Genomic DNA, 18320 nt, shown 5'->3' with positions numbered 1-18320 from the left:
CTCAGCGCAACCCATCGTGAGACTTTGGCACTGCGAATGAGCCCTTCACATAGAGAAGCGGCTCACGGTCCTTGCTCGTCGTCTGCGCGACAACCTCGCCGATGAAAATCGTATGGCTACCAGCATCGTGCGCATGCACCATGCGGCAATCGAAGCTGCAGATCGCATCGATCAGGCTTGGCGCGCCTGTTTCGAGTTCCTGCCAGAGGCTATCCGAAAACCGCACATCACCCTTGCTGCCGTCCTGTCCGGAAAATTTGTGAGCCAGCGCCGAATGCTCCGCTGCTAGGATGTTCCAGCAGAAGGCCTTGCTCGCCTTAATGGTGTCATGCGCACCGGCTGATTTGTTCACACAGACCAACACACTCGATGGATCTGTAGATAACGAGCATCCCGCCGTGAGGGTCAGGCCGTGGCGGCCGGGCCACTTGCCGGTTGTCACGATGGACACGGCACCGGGAACATTGCGCATGGCATTGCGGAATTCTGCTGCGTTAAACGGCGGTATTTCTTGTATCGGCATCGGAGAAGCTCGCAAGATCATGACGGCTATTGCCTCGATTAAACGGATCGGAATTCGGACGCGGCTCGCATCGCCGTGCTATCTGGCCGCACTGAAGAACTGGATCACATTGCCAAGCGGATCTGTGACGCGCGCAACACGGCCGTGCGGACCCATGTCGCGAATTTTCTCCGATACCCTGGCGCCCACCTCGCGTGCACGGTCCATCGCTGCCTCCAGATTCTCGACTTCAAACACCAGAATCGCATCTCGCGAATGAGCGGACACCGACTCACCCGGACCAGCGATACAGAACGCTGTTTTTTCACCCGCGAACTGAATCCAGTTGCTCGCATCCGCGAAGCGCACGGTCAGCCCGAGAGCCTCATAGAAGCTGGCCAGACCTTCGGGCTGTTGCGCGGTGAGATAAACCTGCTTGAGTTTCACTTTCACATGTCCGGTTCATGGAACGTCTGCCAGTCTGCGACGTCTCGCGAGTTGCAACTGTTCGACGATAGTCACTCCGGCCCTTCAGCATTAATGCCCGAACAGATCACCGCCTAAGTGACGGAGCAGCATTTTATGCTGGTCCGGTCGACCCACCGAAACGAACGTCCTACAGATGCCTGCAAGCAAAGGACTTCAGCGCACTAGTGAATGCATCGCGCCGTTCTCGGGATCGACCGTATGCTTTAAGGTGCCGCACGACACCGGGAACATGACTGACTTCTAGGCTGAAAGTTAGGTCATCGATGTTGCGTCGCCCGAACAGATTCCGTGACAGAGCGTGAAGGAGCAGAGTGTCGTTCTCGATGCCGGCCCTCATCCGTCGCTCGTCCGCGGAGAGCGAGCAAGTGAGCCGCGACGCGACTGACGCGCGGTTCAAGATCCGCGCGTTCTCAGTTTTCGACAAATGACCTTGCGCTGGAGCCAGCCGGCAGCGCTGAGGCACCGCAGAACTGAGTTCGAAGCGAGATAAGTGAATCGTGCATTTCTCAGCGACGGCTTTCCCGTCGGGTCCCATTTACATCAGGCGTGATCGAGACATGCTTTTTCGTCTAACGTTATCAATACAATAGTGAACGCCACGCGCGCCTATTTCACCGATCGCCTTGGGTGCAAGGCGCGTAAATACCTGCCAAAGCAAAATGACTGTTTTTAGATACAAGTCGTCATTTTATCGAAATTCGGCAGATCGAACTGCGGCTAGCATCCACGTCATCGGGATGTCACCGCGCGAAACAACGGGTGGGGCCGGGCCTCGAAAAGCTACCGATTTGCCCTGGGAGACACGTCATGACCACAACAGTTCTCGACAGAATTGATATCAAGATTCTAAATGAACTCCAGCAGAATGCGAATTTGACAAATGTCGAACTCGCCTCCCGCGTCAACCTCTCGCCGTCACCCTGTCTTGCACGGGTCAAGACGCTCGAAAAGCTCGGCGTGATTGACCGACGCATCGCAGTGCTCGATCCGGCGGCTCTCGGTATCGGCGTTACCGCTTTTATTCAGGTCAAGCTCGAAAAGCAGGTTCAGCTTACCCTCGACAACTTCACCCGCTCCATCGATCGCCTCAGTCAGGTTATGGAGTGCTACCTGATGACGGGAGACAGCGACTACCTGTTGCGCGTGATGGTATCCGACATAAACGATCTCGAAGATCTGATCGTCAACAAGATCTCGCGCATTCCCGGCGTTTCCAGCATTCGCTCGAATCTAGCGCTGAAGCGGATTTCTCACAAATTGGTTTTGCCGATCGACGCCAACCGGCCTATTACCGTCAAATCGTGCAACGCTGCAAGACACATCGAGCGTCCCATGAAACCACGGTACAGTGCAGTTGCAGTTGCGGACGACCGGATGGACCGCGCGGTCACAGGCGATTCATTTCGTGCGCTGAGCACTGCGGGAGTTTAGGCACCCGCAACGCCGTCAGATCACGGCATAAACGTGCATTTCTAATAATTGGCAGCGCTGCATTTCGATCGTGTACGCTCGTAAAAAAAATGTCGTTCCACAAGGTTTGGGCCAGGCCTGACTCGCCAAGGCTACCTGTATCTACCAACCTGGCGCGAGCACCTGATGACGAATCCAATCTCCGAAACCCTGAAGGCCTTTGCGGATGGCGAGATCGTCGTCGTTACCGATGACGACGACCGCGAAGGCGAAGGCGATCTTGTCGTTGCTGCATCGCTCTGCAGTGCCGAGAAGATGGCATTCATCATCCGTCACACCTCAGGCATTGTCTGCGCGCCAATTACATCCGACCGCGCGCGCCATCTTAGGCTCGATCCGATGGTCAGCAACAACGATTCAAACCACACGACGGCGTTCACGGTTTCCATCGACTACAAGCCGGATAATGGCACCGGAATTTCTGCCGAAGAGCGCGCATCCTGTTGCCGCGCACTGAGCAATCCCAATGCTGGCGCAAACGACTTCGCCCGGCCGGGGCACATCTTCCCGCTGATTGCAAAGGAAGGCGGCGTGCTTATGCGATCCGGCCACACCGAAGCGGCGGTCGATCTGTGCTCTCTTACAAAGTTGCCTCCGGTCGGCGTCATCAGCGAGTTAATGAACGATGACGGCTCCGTGATGAAAGGCTCGCAAGTCACCAAGTTTGCAGCCAGATATAGCCTGAAGCACGTAACCATCGCCGACATCATTCGCTTCCGGCAGGGGCGCGAAAGATTGATCGAACGGGTTTCAGCCGTGGCCGCGGATAGCCCCATCGGGCCGTTACAAGGTTACTCCTACCGCTCGCCGTTTGATCCGATTCATCACGTGGCTTACGTCTACGGCGATATCGCCGATGGCAAAGACGTGCTGACGCGGTTTTACAAGCCCAACATCATACGCGACATGTTCTCCGGGCAGGCTCAGGCCAGGATGAATGTCGTGCTGGAAAGGTTCAGGGATAACGGAAGCGGCGTGCTGGTATATCTGCGGGATGGCGCTGCCGGTGTCCCGCGGGTCTCCGTTGAACCGTCAACCTCGATCGAAGCCGACCGCAACCAGCAGTGGCGCGAAATTGGGGTAGGCGCACAGATCCTTCGGGATCTGGGCATCACATCGATCCGCCATCTCACGTCTTCGGTTCATCATTTCAAGGGACTGTCCGGCTTCGGCATCGAAATCGTCGGAAACGAAAGGCTTTAGATTCCGGGTGAAAGGCCCACAGCACTAAACGTGCATCAGGTTAAACGTTTGGCCAACACCAATGCGAAACGTGTCAGGAACCACGCATTCCATAACCGCTCATTATGCGTTTGGCGCAGAAGTCGCATAAGGGGCGAAATGCGAGCGCGACTCATCAATGTTGAGTTCGCGGCCAATCGGCGGAAACGCGCGCTGCGGACAATCCAGCCGTTCGCAGACCTTGCAACCCATACCGATCGGCGTCGCCACCGCCGGATCGATATTCAAACCTTGCGAATACACGATGCGTTCGGCGTGGCGCACGTCGCAACCCAGCGCCACCGCGAAAGTTTTCGTCGGTGCGCCATAGCCGCCCTGCCCATGCGACACCGTGCGCGCGATCCACAAATAGGTCCGCTCATCCGGCATCCGCGCTAACTGCGTCAAGACGCGATCCGGATTTGCGAAGGCCTCGTAGACGTTCCAGAGCGGACAGGTCCCGCCGACGCGGGAAAAATGGAAGTCCGTCGCGGATTGCCGCTTTGAGATATTTCCAGCACGATCCACCCGAATGAAGAAGAACGGGACGCCGCGCGCATTCGGCCGCTGCAACGCGCTTAAGCGATGGCAGACGGTCTCGAAGCCGACGCCGAAACGATGGCCGAGCAGTTCGATGTCGTAGCGCCAGCGCTCCGCCTCATCCAGAAACACCGTGTAAGGCAGCACCATCGCGCCCGCGAAATAGTTGGCCAGCCCGATCCGTGCCAGTCCCCGCGCCTCGTCATTGGTGAAACCGGCCTTGTGGATGATGGCGCGCAATTCGTTGTCGAATTCCAGAATCGCGATCTGCGTCGCGAACTGGAACGCCTGCTGGCCGGGGCGCAGCCGCCGCGAGAGCTGCATGATCTTCGCAGTCGAGTCGAATTTCCGCTGCGTGCCGGATGGCAATTCCTCGAAGGTGTCGAACACCGCTTTGACGCCGTGACGCTGCTCAAGATAGTCGGCAAGCGCGGGCGCCATCTGTCCGATGGGAAATTTCATCCGCGTGGCGATGGATTCCGCCGCCTCGTCCAGTTCGGGAATGTGGTTGTTATGCGCGTAAAAGAAGTCGCGCACCTCCTCGAACGGCGTCGACGGCAGAATCGCGGACGCCGCCTGACGGTCTTCGCCGAGCCGCGCGGACAGCGCCGCGGTCTGTTCGGTGGCCTGCCGGTACTTGCGGCTGAGCGTGACCAGCGCGCGTCCCACCGCCGGCATGTTTAACGCAAGTTCGCGCAGATCGGCGGTGGCAATGGTTTCACCCAACGCCGGATCGGCCAGCGCCTCACGCAGATCAGCGATCAGCCGCGCCTCGTCGTCGTCTGAAAACGACTGCACATCGAGGCCGAAGGTCGAACTCAGGGCAAGCAGCACCGGCAGCGTCAGCGGCCGCTGATTGTTCTCCAACTGGTTGAGATAGCTCAGCGAAATGCCGAGCTTGGCCGCCAGCGCAGCCTGCGTCAGCCGTCGCTCCTCGCGAAGCCGCTTGAGCCGCACACCCATGAAGGTCTTTTTCATCGGACATCCATCTTTGCAGACTTTGCAAACTCAACCCGAAACCTTTGCAAAACTTCGCTATTTCAGGCGTTTTCAAGCACCTCACAGTGCAGATATTGCGAAGTTTAGGCGGAATGACAATCCGTCCGGAGTGCTTCACATGCAATTATCTGCGACCGCCACCGAGGCAGCCCGCGAGACCCGTTTCGTCGAAATGGTGTTTCCGGGCCTGTCCAATCACTACGGCACACTGTTCGGCGGCGATGCGCTGAAGCTGATGGGCAAGGCCGCGTTCGTCGCCGCCGCGCGGCACGCGCGGTGCAACGTGGTGATGGCGGCCTCCGACAGAATCGAATTTCACCAGCCGATCCCCATGGGCCAATTGATCGAGATCGTCGCCCGCGTCGCGCGCGAAGGCCGCAACTCGATGACGGTGTCCGTGGAGATGATCCGCGAAGATCTCGCTGGCGAACAGCGCAACGTGGTGACCCGCGGAAATTTCGAGATGGTCGCCGTCAACGACCGCGGTCGTCCGGTCGCCCTCGCGCAAACCGCAAAACCCGATCTCAAACACCAACTGACCTGACAGGGAAAGACCACCGTGAAGCAGCATACCGTTCGCACCTACAAGTCCGCCGAGACGCTCGATCGCGCCGACCAGCTCGCATGGAAGATCGCGGAGGTCGCCTCCGATCCGGTGATGGTCGAGACCGAGGTGGTTGAGATGATCGGCAACCGCATCATCGACAATGCGTCGGTGGCGGCTGCATCGGTCGCGCGCCGTCCGGTGGCGAGCGCGCGGGCACAGGCCGAAGCGCATCCGTTCCAGCCGGGATCAACCGTGTTCGGCCTCAACAAGAGCCAGCGTATTTCGCCGGAATGGGCGGCATGGGCCAATGGCGTCGCGGTACGCGAACTGGATTTCCACGACACGTTTCTCGCGGCGGATTACTCCCATCCCGGCGACAACATTCCGCCGATCCTCGCCGTCGCGCAGCATTGCGGGTTGTCCGGCGCTGACCTTGTGCGCGGCCTCGCCACCGGCTACGAAATTCAGGTCGACCTCGTGAAGGGAATCTGCCTGCACGAACACAAGATAGATCATATCGCCCATCTCGGGCCATCGGCGGCTGCGGGGATCGGCACACTGCTGAACCTGCCGGCCGTGACGATCTATCAGGCGGTGCAGCAGGCGCTGCATGTCACCACCACCACGCGCCAGTCACGCAAGGGCGAAATCTCGAGTTGGAAGGCCTATGCACCGGCCTTCGCCGGCAAGATGGCCATCGAGGCCGTGGACCGGGTGCTGCGCGGCGAAGGTGCGCCCTCGCCGGCATGGGAAGGCGAAGATGGCTTCATCGCCTATCTGCTGAGCGGCCCAAAAGCGCAGTACATCGTGCCGCTGCCGGAAAAGGGCGAGCCGAAGCGCGCGATCCTCGACACCTACACCAAGGAGCATTCCGCCGAGTACCAGAGCCAGGCGCTGATTGACCTCGCGCGGCGCATGGGCCCCAAGATCGGCGATCTGTCGAAGATCGAGAGCATCGTCATCCACACCAGCCATCACACCCATTATGTGATCGGCACCGGCGCCAACGATCCGCAGAAGATGGACCCGAAGGCGAGCCGCGAAACCCTCGACCATTCGATCATGTACATCTTCGCCGTCGCGCTGGAAGACGGGGGCTGGCACCACGCAGCGTCCTACGCGCCGGAACGCGCCAACCGCGCGGAAACCGTTGCGCTCTGGCACAAGATCTCGACGGTGGAAGATCCCGAGTGGACGCGGCGCTATCACAGCCACGATCCGAAGGAGAAGGCATTCGGCGGCCGCGTCGTCGTCACATTGAAGGGCGGCTCGATCATCAGCGATGAACTCGCGGTGGCCGACGCCCATCCGCTCGGCGCGCGTCCGTTCCAGCGGCCGGACTACATCAAAAAATTCCGCACGCTGTCCGACGGCGTGATCGCCCCAACCGAACAGGAGCGTTTCATCGCCACGGTGGAACGGCTGACTTCGTTGAAGGCCGGTGAACTGACCGATCTCACATTCACCGTCGATGCGAAGCTGCTCGGCAGCCGCTCGTCCCATGGCATCTTCGATTGGCCCCACGACGCGCCGCTCAAGCGCGCCGCCACCCGGTAAAGGAGGAACTGCGATGGACGTGAAACCAGCGCCGACGAACGCGCCCAAGAAATCCGTGGCCTTGTCCGGCGTCGTCGCCGGCAACACCGCGCTGTGCACGGTGGGCCGCACCGGCAACGACTTGCACTACCGTGGCTATGACATTCTCGATGTCGCGGAGACCTGCGAGTTCGAGGAGATCGCGCATCTGCTGGTTCACGGCAGCCTGCCGACCGCGTCCGAACTGCGCAACTACAAGGTCAGGCTGAAATCGCTACGCGGCCTGCCGGTAGCGGTGCTGCGCGCGCTGGAGCTTCTTCCGGCGGCGGCGCATCCGATGGATGTGATGCGCACAGGCGTCTCGGTGCTGGGTTGCGTGCTGCCGGAAGCGCACGATCACAACCAGCCCGGCGCGCGCGATATCGCGGACCGGCTGATGGCCTCGCTCGGATCGATGCTGCTGTACTGGCATCACTACGCGCATCATGGCCGCCGCATCGAGGTCGAAACCGACGATGATTCCATCGGCGCGCACTTTCTGCATCTGCTCCACGGCAAGAAACCCTCGGCTTCGCACGAGCGCGCGATGCACACCTCGCTCATTCTCTATGCCGAGCACGAGTTCAACGCATCGACCTTCACCGCGCGCTCCATCGCGGGCACGGGATCGGACATGTACTCGGCGATCACCGGCGCCATCGGCGCGCTGCGCGGCCCGAAGCATGGCGGGGCCAATGAAGTCGCGTTAGAGATTCAAAAACGCTACGACAGCGCCGACCAGGCGGAAGCCGATATCCGCCGCCGTGTCGACGCCAAGGAAGTCGTGATCGGCTTCGGTCATCCGGTCTATACGGTGGCCGATCCGCGCAACAAGGTCATCAAGGAAGTCGCGCGGCGGCTCAGTCATGAGGGCGGCAGCACGCGGATGTTCGAGATCGCGGACCGGATCGAGGCGGTGATGGCCGAAACCAAGAAGATGTTCGCCAATCTCGACTGGTTCAGTGCGGTGTCCTATCACGCCATGGGCGTGCCGACCGCGATGTTTACGCCGCTGTTCGTGATCTCGCGCACCTCCGGCTGGGCCGCGCATGTCATCGAGCAGCGCATCGACAACAAGATCATCCGGCCGTCGGCGAACTATGTCGGCCCGGAAAACCTGACATTCGTGCCCCTCGGTGAACGGGGGCAATCGCCCTCGTCCGCCCGCGCGGCGTGACGGCTTTTTCAAGGAAATCCTGTATGCCTTATCTCGTCGCCTCCGATCTTCCCGCCGAAAGCGCGGGCCGCCGTTTCCGCAGCTTGCTGCAACGCCCCGGCATTCTGCGTCTGCCGGGCGCTCATAACGGGATGGCCGCGCTTCAGGCCAGGGCCGCGGGCTTCGAGGCGCTCTATCTGTCAGGTGCAGCCATGACCGCGTCGATGGGCCTGCCGGACCTCGGAGTCATTACAGTGGACGAGGTCGCGTTCTTCGTCCGCCAGATCGTGCGCTCATCCGGACTCCCCTTGCTTGTAGATGGCGACACCGGCTACGGCGAGGCGCTCAACGTCATGCATATGGTCCGCACCTTCGAAGACGCCGGCGCCGGCGCCGTGCATCTCGAGGACCAGCTCCTGCCCAAGAAGTGCGGCCACCTCAACGACAAGAAACTCGCCGATGCCCACGATATGGCCGCAAAAGTAGCTGCTGCCGCGAAAGCTCGCCGCGATCTGATCGTCATCGCACGAACCGACGCGGCCGCAACCGAAGGACTCGATGGCGCGATCGCGCGAGCGAAACTTTACATGGAGGCGGGAGCCGACGCAATTTTCCCCGAGGCGCTGAACACCGAGGAGATATTCAGGGCGTTTGCCAAGCGCATGCCCGGCGTGCCGTTGCTCGCCAACATGACTGAGTTTGGCCGGACGCCATTCTTTACCGCGCAAGAATTCCAAGACATGGGTTATCGCATGGTGATCTGGCCGGTGTCGTCGTTGCGCGTCGCAAACAGGGCGCAGGAGCTTCTCTATAAGGCCATCGCGCGCGACGGCGGGACGCACAACACCGTGGACGTCATGCAGACTCGCGCCGAACTCTACGAGATGATCGAACTTCACAAGTACGAGGCGCTGGACAAATCCATCGTTCAGACCATTGTTCCTGAAGGCATGCCGCAGCGCTGAGTGAGGATTCGGCGCAACCTCGCCGACCAATCGCCACTGTGCCTCTGCACCGAGTCTTTACCCTCCATTCAACATTCCATAACGGTTCATTACGCGAAGAACCCGATCAAACGACTGATAAGCTTTTGTGTCTTTTCTTATCAGTCAGCAACTGACTCCATTTCTGTAATTTCCTTGTCGGTCAGTGAACTGACTCCATTTTGTTCGTTTCTTTACCAGTTAGACTTCCTCCGTTCGACTTCCCGCTTTATCAATCAGCGGATTGATTTCATTTCTCGTCGGCACAACATCCCGAATATCCACCATCAGTCAAGACGGCCAATAAATGCGCTGTGGCTTTCGCTGGCCTTGAAGGCAACGTCACGCCACACATGCTACGTCACACCGCTGCGACCTGGCTGATGCAAGCTGGCGTCGACAAGTGGGAGGTTGCAGGTTTTCTCGCCATAACCGTCGAACTGCTTGATCGCATGTACGGCCATCATCACCCACAGCACCTTCGGCAAGCAGCAAAAGCGATTGGATATCGACCGAAAAATGAAAAATTGGTTGGATCATTGGTTGACTCGCGGAGCCATCACACCGCTCTTGCTCAACCTGTTGAAAACGTTGGTGTGCCCGGCAGGACTCGAACCTGCAACCAGACCGTTATGAGCGAGCCAATCGACCAAGACGATTATGATAAATCAACAAGTTAGCGGATTCTCGATGACGTTCATTTCTATCTATAGCGGTCGTTTCATTGGCGAAACATTGGCGGGGGCCACAAACTTCGTTCTTCCACATATCAAGTTCGAACTCGACTCCCACACTGGCGACGCAGTGGTGATCGCGCCCGTCTCCGAGCAAATTCCCTGCTAACAGGGAATTGTACAGGGAATAACCTGAAAACTATGCGGCTACCAACCATATGCAGACGGGAAGCTGCATTTTTGGGGCATTAACGACAAAATTCCCTACGTTAATTAACAGCGAAATCTGAGCGAGTATCAGGGAGTTCGTTCGCAAGAACAGCGATCTCAAATCGCCATAGCGATGACCACCACGGTGCGCTACAATTATCTCGGTCCAAGTCATAGACAACTTAAACCTTCCTCAACGACAGGGATTGGCGTTGGTTCCAATCGAAGAACCGAATGGGTGGCGGGCCGATAGCGTTGGGCGAGCCTTTGAAGGCTCCCCCGGGCTTAAGTCGGTGCCATGAATGGAGCTGACGCCCAAACTTTGCCGCGCATCGCGCACGGCGCGGCTCCGCCGTCGCGGGTTTCCGGCAAGCCGCCATCTTCTCAGATTGGAAAACGTTTGGGCGAGCTTGCTCCGTGACTTGAACCTAAGCCCTCGGGGGATGGATTCCGGGCTGACTTATCGCCGAGAACTTCCGGTGGTCCGTTCGCCGATGGGTCGCTCGTTAGGACCGTGGGGAATCCACCCACCAGCGCTCGAACCGCCTTCTGTAACTCCGGGATTCGCTTGGCAAACACCATCGGTTCCGGACAGGGCCGCCGCGCACTGGGCGTAGGTTGCGTACTTGCAGTCCCCGGGACCTGGTCCTTTCTGTAGGCAAAATGCGTCTGTCCGAGCTTGTGCAGTCGATGACAGTGCGAAAACGGTAGTTGCTGTAATGGCCAACAGAGTTTTCTTCATACCAATCTCCTTTCAGAATCAGAGTAGGAAGTTCGTCTTCGTGTTGCAAATGCGTAAGCAGTCGTTGTGTTCCATGTCACCAGCTGCAGTACTCTGGTCTTTAAAACCCGCCACCAATAGGACGATTTGCCTAGTTCAGACCTCTTAGCTTTGACTTGATGAGCACTAAATCCCGTGGACCTGTTCGGAAGCAGCATCCGCGCCGCGAGCGAACGGGCGGCTTAGGCGCGGTTAAATACTGATCGGCCGGCGTGCCGTGCCTGAACGTTGTAAATGTTGGGCTATCGTGGGCCAGCGCAGCCCTATCCAACCACGGGCGACGCCCTTAACGTGGGCTATCGCGATCTCGAGGTGCAGTGCCTAGCCTGCGAGTTGCACAACGGGAGGACCTTTCGTGCGCCGGCCAAGACGGCGGCCGTTCGAGCGATGGATGAGGTGCGCGGATTTTTCAAAGCTCTTTAAACACAGTCGACTTGTGCTGAGGGCTACGCTGGTCCGAGATCAAGATTGGGCTGAAGTTCGAGACCGACGCGCCGTCGCGGACTACAATCACAAACTCGCGCCGACCGAGCGCCTGTGGCTATCCGAATCGGAAGACGGTAAGCGAACGCCGCGCATGATAAAGTGGGGACTCATTTCCTCGTGGGGGAAGGATACGTAGCCTTCGAACGCAGACGCTAGATCGTGGAGATCGTCGATTATGCATCTTGTCGAATTGCTCTTGCCTCTTCAAGACAACAGCCGGAAGCCATTTCCCCCCAGCCCTCTCTAAGACTATTCAGGAACACCGGACGGATGCGTTCGGGGGGCACGACCGCCTTTATCCGCGCTCCGGCCGAAGGGACCGCGCGGGCGGAGGGGGAGATTGAAGAAGACCAGATCGTTGTATTCGAGGTAACGGCGAGAGAAATGGATCGTGATTGGGCGCAAGTATCGCGTCCAGCTTGAACGCACGTTCAAACAGCGGGAAGTCGTTATTCGGACCCACCAAGTGGACTTGCTCTGAGCCAAGTTGGTCACCAGACCAAGAACACGCGGCCGAAGAGGGAACTGATCCGAACTTAATTCGTTCGCCTTGGAATCAATGGAGAAACCGTCCATGCCGGGAAAGAACGACTCTCAGATTGACCCGCACGTTCAGGATAAGAAGAACGATCCAGCACCAACCAAAGGTACGACCCAGCCCTGGAACCGTCCCGGGCAGAAATCGCAAAATCCGGGCGAGCCTGAGGCTCCAAGGCCCGACCTCGACCGCTGGAATAAAGCTATCAGGGGCGGTTGAAAGCCAATCCTGCTTCGTCGGAGGAAACCGTAGAACAACGGATGACCCAGATACTGTTCAATCGCGTGCCATCGCGCCCTGCCGGATTGGATATATGCCGATTGATCACCGGTCGCTGAAGTGAGCGGCAGAAGCAGAGGGGGCCGCATCCAACAATATTAGGGGTGATCATCACATGCCGCCGCTTGATGATACGAACCGGGGCACCCGCAAGGTCATCAGCAAGTGGCTCAGGAAAAAGACAGAGAAAAAGGCGCCCGGCAGATTGATTTACCCGCTTCTCCAAACTCAATAAGCTCCGCATGCCTCGGCCGTCTAGCGGGGTTAGCTCCTGACGCCTCCGAATGAACTCGCGAGGGCCCCACGAGCAATAAGGAGCCGCACTACGATTGTTCCGAAGGATCGCTCAACACCTTATCGTGCCTCATCGTGAAAATCGGTTCGGTCGCCACGAACGAGACGGGCATCTGCTATCGCTCTGATGTCGCCGAAGGCTCCCCGATCGCCAGGATTTCAGCCTCTCCTTGCCCGGCCCTTACGGTATCGCCAACTGCCTTTCCAAGTAGGGCTTGAGCAAGCGGCGACGCATGGGATAGCAGGCCTTTGGAAGGATCGGCTTCGTCCTCTCCGACGATCCGGTACCCCTGCGTTCGGCCGTCGTCGCGCTTGATGGTCACCATGGCACCGAACCGCACAGTCGCAGCACTGTCCGGCATCTGGACCACCATCGCGGTGCTGCGTCTGTTGTCCCAGTAACGGAGGTCTCGGGATATGGCGGCGAGCGCGTTACGATCCCCTTGGATCTGCGCCTGGGCCAGCCTGCTTTGAAGTTCGACGATTGTGCGTTCAATTAAGTCAAGGCCTTCCACCGTCACGTAATTCGGATAGTCCGATACGATACGGTCGGGAAGTTCATCGATGGCATCGGTCTCTTTGACAAAAGCTCGGCTCATGACCGCTAATTCCGTCGTGGGTGTTGCGTTCCCTAATCCGCAGATTTCAGCCTTCGCATGGTAAATTCGATCCGGTCACCGGGCAGCTCGCGCCAGGCCTCGACCTCCGACATGTACGCTGCGGCCGGCCAGCGATCGAGGAATGTCCTCGCCGTCCGCCTCGCCTTTTCCCGGTCTTGGGTGAAAGACTCCCGCACAAAGCCATCGTCGGCGGCAGCTCGCTTGCGGCGGGCCATGCTGTCGGCAAGGTCTCTCGGGTGTCGGTAGGCCACCGCGATACTCCATATGCGATTGAGTTTTAAGTAGTAAACTGTTGGCGAATTTGGAGTCCGGACGGGCGTTTTTCGTACATGACTAGAAAACGAAAAACCTACCAGACATCAATGGGCCTTTTTGGTCTGGCGATAGGACCGCGGTCGATGAGCAGCCTTGGAAGCCTGGGCGACGGTTGGCATGTAAAATCCTTGGTCCTGACCGGAGCCGCACTTGGCGCATGTGCGCGTCGTCTGTTCGTAGGTATTGAGCAGCTTGTCGTTGCAGGGTGGCCGACTGGTGCAACTCCAAACAAACCGCGGCAGTACCCAAAGCAGGCGGCTGGTGTCCTCCATCACAAGTAGATTAGGACGGGACCGCGGTCGGAGCACGTCTTATGCCTATCGGTCCTTGGTATCAGAGGCTCTTATTCGCAGAACCCGTCGCGCCTCAGCAAGGATCTATTGATAGCAACGCCCGCCTTGGCACCCTCTCCGATGGCAATGCTGACAAGTAAAACGTCTCGGGAAACATCACCCGCAACGTAAACACCAGGCACGCTGCTTTCCTCTGTATCCGGATCGGTGATAACGCCTCCCTTTTTATCTCGTTGGCAGCCCAAGCGCTCGGATAGATCGGAGGCTTGATGGCAACCGGTCGAGAAAAAAATAGCATCGCGCTCCAGATTTTCACCATCTACGAACACAATCCCCTTAAGCTTGCTCGCCTCTGCTGAAAGTGACCGAATTCGCTCGCTTCGTACCGCAACCCCGCGCCGTTTCAACTTAGCTGCCGCGCTCTCACTCAGTTCCGTGCCATTGCTGCAAAGAACAACGTCCGCAAACCAATGCTTCATCATGATGGCAAGGTCGGCCCCCTTGTCGCCGCTTCCATAGGCTGCGACCTTTTTGCCCGAGTATTCGAACCCGTCGCAGTAAAGGCAGTGATGTACCGAAGAGCCATAGAGCTCGTGGACGCCTGGCAGGTCAGGCAGTTCGTCCGTCAATCCCGTTGCTAATAATACCTTGAATGCTTTGCCGGCGGTGCCGTCGGCACATGCGAAGGCGAAGCAGTCCTCCGTCGGTACCACCCACATCACCTGGGTTTCCCTGACCGAAACCGACTTGTATTGCTCAAGATCGCGCCTGCCTTGTTCCAGAAACGCAGCGGGAGGCAGGCCCTCTCTCCCCAGCAACGCGTGAATGGCTTGCGACGAGCGGTTCCGCGGGTTGCCACCGTCACAAACTAAAACGGTGCGATGAGAGCGGCCAAGAATTAATGCAGCGCTTAGTCCCGCAGGACCGCCTCCGACTACAAGTACGTCGATCATTCTTAAATCCGAGTTTGTCCGCTCACTCTAGGTTCGAAAGGCCTGCTAGTAAGCGTGCAACAAAAATTACCAGCTCACAAGCATCAAGCTTGGCGGTTCGTTTCGCGGGCGCCTTTTCCACCTCATCAGGAACTCGCTCGATTTAGAAGCATTAGTGACGATCAACACCGGCACTAGAGGCTCTCATGTACCATCACGTTAAAAAACTTATGTACACGGTTCGTGTCGACGAACCAGATCCTCGCTTCGGCAACATGTTGCTCGAGCAATTTGGAGGCGCCAACGGAGAACTGGCGGCCGCGATGCAATATTCAATACAAGGCCTGAACTGCGAAGATCCAGACCGCAAGGATCTATTAATGGACATTGGAACCGAAGAATTGAGCCATCTTGAAGTCGTCGGCTCCCTTGCCCGCCTGCACTTGGCTCCCATGAAGTTTGACCGCGAGAAAGCAGAGGCAGATCCACTCATTGCTATTGCGGGCGGCGGAGGCGTCAATCTATTCAACTCGCAAGGTAATCCTTGGACGGCAGACTACCTGAAGATTACTGGCGAACTTGACGTCGACCTCAGAAGTAATATTGCGGCCGAGGCCCGCGCGAAGATTGGTTATGAGCGGCTTATCAATTTCTGCGATGATGCCGGGACAAAGGACGCGCTTCAGTTTCTCATGACACGCGAAATTACTCACATGAAAGCTTTCGCGGCGGCGTTGGAAAGCATGAAGAAGCCCGCGTTTTCCATCGGAAAGCTCGCTCCAACACCAGAACTGGTCAATCAATACTTTAACGATTCAACGGGTTCTGGCGACAAAGGCGAGATTGATACCCGCGGACCTTGGAATGAAGGTGCCGATTGGGAATTCGTAGAATCGCCGGCGCTTTCTGCAACGGGCGGGGATGCTGGTGGGCTAATAAAGACGGAAAGCTCTCCACTTATTGCAGATGAGGGGGTAACTGAACTACTCCTCGAAGAGCTAAGAGATATCCTTCATGCAGAAAAGCAGCTTACGAAAGCACTCCCGAGAATGGCCAAAGCCGCAAGACACGCACGGCTTCAGGAATGCTTTGAAGAACACCTCGTCGAAACCGAAGCCCAGATCGAACGTCTGAACGAGTGCTTCTCGCTGCTGGGGCAGGCGGCTCGCGCGAAGCCCTGTAAAGGGATGATGGGCCTGGTTGAAGAAGGACAAGAGGTCATTAAGGACGGAGCGGAAAAAGGCGATGCCCTGGCGGATCTTGCCTTGATCGGCTCTGCTCAGCGAGTCGAACACTACGAGATTGCTGGCTACACCACTGCAAGGAACCTTGCGCAGCAGTTGCGTCATAGTGCGGTTGTCGCTCTCCTCGCAAAATCGCTCGCGGAGGAGGAGAACGCGGATCAGTTGCTCAATCAGATCAGCCGAACGCTGATGTCCGTAGCGAAAATGCCAGATGCAATCGAGCCTCGGCTCGAAGAATAGCCTATCGAGGCAAGATCATTGGCCTAAAATGATGCCAACGCCCCTGCCACCGAAAGCGGCGGGGACGTTGGCCCGCTTCCGAATACCTATGCCTATGAATCCGAGCCGATGGTGAAGGCGACGGGCTTCCGTCGCGGGTATAATCCAGCAATACTACTGCAAGATGTTTGACTGCCGAGCGATCATAACGCGGGTCCAATCTTTCATCGATTCTGGTACATGCCTAGAAAACTAAAAACCTACCAGACGTCGATGGGCTTTTTTAGATCTGGCGATAGCAGCGCCGTCGATGAAAGCAGCTTTGGAAGCCTGGGGATCCAAAAACAACCTATTTCACCAGGGCTTTGCGCACGAGGTGGACGATATCGACGTCGTCTCAGCAACAATGGCAAGGTCCGGCGTAGTTTTGAAACGGCCAGTTGGATCTAACGCACCCTTCCGGGAACATGCAGGCCTTCCTGCGTCGCTTGCGAGCAAAAAACACCGCACGCGAAAGACTTCTGAAGCGTCACCGAAGCCGCGACGCGCTTTAGATGACAGGGCGGTCCAGGAGGCCGCCAAGGAATACGAACGAGAAGAAAGGAAGCGCGATCGGGAACGGGCGAAACTCGAAGCTGAACGTAAGCGCCGCAAGCGGGCCATTGCCAAAGTCGAAGCCCAACGAGAAAGAGCCAAACGAGAGCATCAGGAGCTGGTTCGTAAGCTGGAGACCGTGCGCGCCTCCGTCGATCGCCGCTTAGAAGCCGAGGAGCTTCGCTGGAAGAAGCAGATGGAGAAGTTTCAACACGAATTGAAACGCGCGCGGAAGTGAATGCTGAGCTCGCTAAGCCGCCTTTCGTTTCCGTGCTCCGGACCGCTTCCGTTTTGCGAGCGTTGCGGCACTCTTATTGCCCTTCAGACTCCGTTTAAGGGCCTCCATTAAGTCGATCACGTTGCCACGATCTTCCTTTTCTTCAGGCACCTCGATTGTCTTCCCAGCCGCCTTACGCTTTACCAAGGCCTTTAAGGCCGCCTCGTATTTATCCTTGAACTTGTCCGGATTAAATTTTGAGGCTTTTGTATCAAGGATGTGAGACGCCAGTTTGACCATGTCTTTAGAGACCCGCGGACTAGGGATGTCGTCGAAATAATCTTCCTCGTCTCGCAGTTCATACGGATAGCGCAGGGTTGTGCCTAATAGACCTTTTCCTAGAGGCTTTAGCGCAATGATGTGCTCTCGATTGGACAGAACGACCCGCGCCAGTGCAACTTTTTCTTTTTGCTTCATCGCATCACGGATCACAACAAACGCATCCGCGCCTTCTTTTCCGTTTGGGACGATGTAATACGGTTTGTCTAAATAGCGCTCATCGATATCTTCGGCAGGCACGAATTCGTCAATCTCTATGGTGTGAGTGCTCTCAAGCTTAATCGCGTCGAGCTCATCATCGTCTATCTCGACGTAGCGGCCCTTCGAAAGTTCGTACCCCTTTCCCTTGTGTTCTTTGTCGACCACCCGCCCCGTGCGCTCATCGACCATCTGCTGTCTAAGCCGATGGCCTGTCTTGGTGTTGATTTGGTGAAAGTGGGTTTTTTCGGATTGCGTTGAGGCAGGATATAGAGCGATTGGACAAGTTACGAGCGAGAGCTTCAAGGAGCCCTTCCAATAAGCACGCGGCGCCATGCGAAATCTCCGAGATGACGCATGGAAACGAGTTTAGTCGTCCCGCGTTCCATATTCAGGATTCATGCTTCAGCCCTCGCTTCTGAAGTACGGATCTAGGGCGTCTTGGGCTTCTCATCGATCAGGGGCTGAACGCGATGGCACTAGGAACCCGCTCGGCATTGGGCTCCGGCAGGCGCCCTGTTGGTGTGGCAATTTCGCCAGCGGGGTTGTTCTCGGTCCGTTCGTGCGCTTAAATCAGGACGATGCCGTCGCCCCTCGACGAGAAC

The 18320-nt window shown here is 57.6% G+C and carries 15 protein-coding genes and 1 pseudogene; 9 read left to right on the top strand and 7 right to left on the bottom strand.

The window, feature by feature from the left end; genetic code table 11:
* Position 1: 1 nt before the first annotated feature.
* Together I554_RS0113690 and I554_RS0113685 are read right to left on the bottom strand one after the other, a co-directional pair.
* Positions 2-472, bottom strand: coding sequence for a flavin reductase family protein (locus tag I554_RS0113690; protein WP_244432929.1), 471 nt, complete (start codon positions 470-472; stop codon positions 2-4).
* Between the two features lie 129 nt (positions 473-601).
* Entirely contained in the window at positions 602-949 is a 348-nt protein-coding gene (locus tag I554_RS0113685; RefSeq protein ID WP_024576525.1) for a VOC family protein, read from the bottom strand.
* Positions 950-1798: 849 nt separating this feature from the next.
* Between I554_RS0113685 and I554_RS0113675 the strand changes: the two genes are divergently transcribed.
* Positions 1799-2422: an Lrp/AsnC family transcriptional regulator gene (locus I554_RS0113675; protein WP_024576526.1), complete on the top strand. Its 624-nt coding sequence runs from the start codon at positions 1799-1801 to the stop codon at positions 2420-2422.
* A 165-nt stretch (positions 2423-2587) separates the two neighbouring features.
* Entirely contained in the window at positions 2588-3664 is a 1077-nt protein-coding gene (gene ribB, locus I554_RS0113670; protein WP_024576527.1) for a 3,4-dihydroxy-2-butanone-4-phosphate synthase, read from the top strand.
* Between the two features lie 102 nt (positions 3665-3766).
* On the opposite strand, the gene I554_RS0113665 is transcribed toward ribB, so the two are convergent.
* Positions 3767-5200: a short-chain fatty acyl-CoA regulator family protein gene (locus tag I554_RS0113665; RefSeq protein ID WP_024576528.1), complete on the bottom strand. Its 1434-nt coding sequence runs from the start codon at positions 5198-5200 to the stop codon at positions 3767-3769.
* 139 nt (positions 5201-5339) lie between these two features.
* On the opposite strand from I554_RS0113665, the gene I554_RS0113660 reads away from it, so the two are divergent.
* From I554_RS0113660 to I554_RS26420, 5 genes and pseudogenes are all read left to right on the top strand, one after another.
* A complete protein-coding gene (locus tag I554_RS0113660) occupies positions 5340-5765 on the top strand; it encodes an acyl-CoA thioesterase (protein ID WP_024576529.1) in 426 nt (141 codons plus the stop codon).
* A 15-nt stretch (positions 5766-5780) separates the two neighbouring features.
* On the top strand, positions 5781-7325 hold the full coding sequence (locus I554_RS0113655; protein ID WP_024576530.1) for an MmgE/PrpD family protein: 1545 nt from the start codon (positions 5781-5783) through the stop codon (positions 7323-7325).
* 13 nt (positions 7326-7338) lie between these two features.
* Entirely contained in the window at positions 7339-8520 is a 1182-nt protein-coding gene (gene prpC, locus I554_RS0113650) for a 2-methylcitrate synthase (protein ID WP_024576531.1), read from the top strand.
* A gap of 23 nt (positions 8521-8543) precedes the next feature.
* Positions 8544-9464, top strand: a complete 921-nt coding sequence (gene prpB, locus I554_RS0113645) for a methylisocitrate lyase (protein WP_024576532.1) — start codon at positions 8544-8546, stop codon at positions 9462-9464.
* Between the two features lie 314 nt (positions 9465-9778).
* Positions 9779-10162, top strand: a pseudogene (locus I554_RS26420) (tyrosine-type recombinase/integrase); the annotation flags it as partial.
* Positions 10163-12860: 2698 nt separating this feature from the next.
* Here I554_RS26420 and greA read toward each other — a convergent pair.
* From greA to I554_RS0113600, 3 genes are all read right to left on the bottom strand, one after another.
* Positions 12861-13343 (bottom strand): transcription elongation factor GreA, encoded by a 483-nt coding sequence (gene greA / locus I554_RS0113610; protein ID WP_024576535.1) that lies wholly within the window; start codon positions 13341-13343, stop codon positions 12861-12863.
* Between the two features lie 32 nt (positions 13344-13375).
* The gene (locus I554_RS0113605; protein ID WP_034461776.1) at positions 13376-13579 is read right to left on the bottom strand and encodes a hypothetical protein; all 204 of its coding nucleotides are present in this window, start codon (positions 13577-13579) and stop codon (positions 13376-13378) included.
* A gap of 443 nt (positions 13580-14022) precedes the next feature.
* Positions 14023-14925, bottom strand: coding sequence for an NAD(P)/FAD-dependent oxidoreductase (locus I554_RS0113600; protein WP_024576537.1), 903 nt, complete (start codon positions 14923-14925; stop codon positions 14023-14025).
* A 185-nt stretch (positions 14926-15110) separates the two neighbouring features.
* Here I554_RS0113600 and I554_RS0113595 point away from each other — a divergent pair, with 185 nt between their 5' ends.
* Both I554_RS0113595 and I554_RS25620 read left to right on the top strand, forming a co-directional pair.
* Complete coding sequence (locus I554_RS0113595) at positions 15111-16388, top strand: DUF892 family protein (protein WP_024576538.1); 1278 nt, start codon at positions 15111-15113, stop codon at positions 16386-16388.
* Between the two features lie 289 nt (positions 16389-16677).
* On the top strand, positions 16678-17199 hold the full coding sequence (locus I554_RS25620) for a cell envelope biogenesis protein TolA (RefSeq protein ID WP_343205824.1): 522 nt from the start codon (positions 16678-16680) through the stop codon (positions 17197-17199).
* Between the two features lie 12 nt (positions 17200-17211).
* Here the strand turns inward: I554_RS25620 and I554_RS0113585 are convergent, their stop codons facing one another.
* The gene (locus tag I554_RS0113585; protein ID WP_024576539.1) at positions 17212-18051 is read right to left on the bottom strand and encodes a Ku protein; all 840 of its coding nucleotides are present in this window, start codon (positions 18049-18051) and stop codon (positions 17212-17214) included.
* Positions 18052-18320 lie beyond the last annotated feature (269 nt).

It is taken from the genome of Afipia sp. OHSU_II-C1, assembly GCF_000497575.1.
In the GTDB taxonomy this organism is placed as follows: Bacteria; Pseudomonadota; Alphaproteobacteria; order Rhizobiales; family Xanthobacteraceae; genus Afipia.
The sequence above is the reverse complement of the archived record's forward strand: the minus strand, read 5'-3'. Positions and strand labels throughout refer to the sequence as shown.

Bases quoted from the DNA above. Each gene is read 5' to 3' on its own strand.
- I554_RS0113690 (WP_244432929.1), bottom strand. From the start codon at position 472: ATGCGCAATGTTCCCGGTGCCGTGTCCATCGTGACAACCGGCAAGTGG.
- I554_RS0113675 (WP_024576526.1), top strand. From the start codon at position 1,799: ATGACCACAACAGTTCTCGACAGAATTGATATCAAGATTCTAAATGAA.
- ribB (WP_024576527.1), top strand. From the start codon at position 2,588: ATGACGAATCCAATCTCCGAAACCCTGAAGGCCTTTGCGGATGGCGAG.
- I554_RS0113665 (WP_024576528.1), bottom strand. From the start codon at position 5,200: ATGAAAAAGACCTTCATGGGTGTGCGGCTCAAGCGGCTTCGCGAGGAG.
- I554_RS0113660 (WP_024576529.1), top strand. From the start codon at position 5,340: ATGCAATTATCTGCGACCGCCACCGAGGCAGCCCGCGAGACCCGTTTC.
- prpC (WP_024576531.1), top strand. From the start codon at position 7,339: ATGGACGTGAAACCAGCGCCGACGAACGCGCCCAAGAAATCCGTGGCC.
- prpB (WP_024576532.1), top strand. From the start codon at position 8,544: ATGCCTTATCTCGTCGCCTCCGATCTTCCCGCCGAAAGCGCGGGCCGC.
- greA (WP_024576535.1), bottom strand. From the start codon at position 13,343: ATGAGCCGAGCTTTTGTCAAAGAGACCGATGCCATCGATGAACTTCCC.
- I554_RS0113605 (WP_034461776.1), bottom strand. From the start codon at position 13,579: ATGGCCCGCCGCAAGCGAGCTGCCGCCGACGATGGCTTTGTGCGGGAG.
- I554_RS0113600 (WP_024576537.1), bottom strand. From the start codon at position 14,925: ATGATCGACGTACTTGTAGTCGGAGGCGGTCCTGCGGGACTAAGCGCT.
- I554_RS0113595 (WP_024576538.1), top strand. From the start codon at position 15,111: ATGTACCATCACGTTAAAAAACTTATGTACACGGTTCGTGTCGACGAA.
- I554_RS25620 (WP_343205824.1), top strand. From the start codon at position 16,678: ATGAAAGCAGCTTTGGAAGCCTGGGGATCCAAAAACAACCTATTTCAC.
- I554_RS0113585 (WP_024576539.1), bottom strand. From the start codon at position 18,051: ATGGCGCCGCGTGCTTATTGGAAGGGCTCCTTGAAGCTCTCGCTCGTA.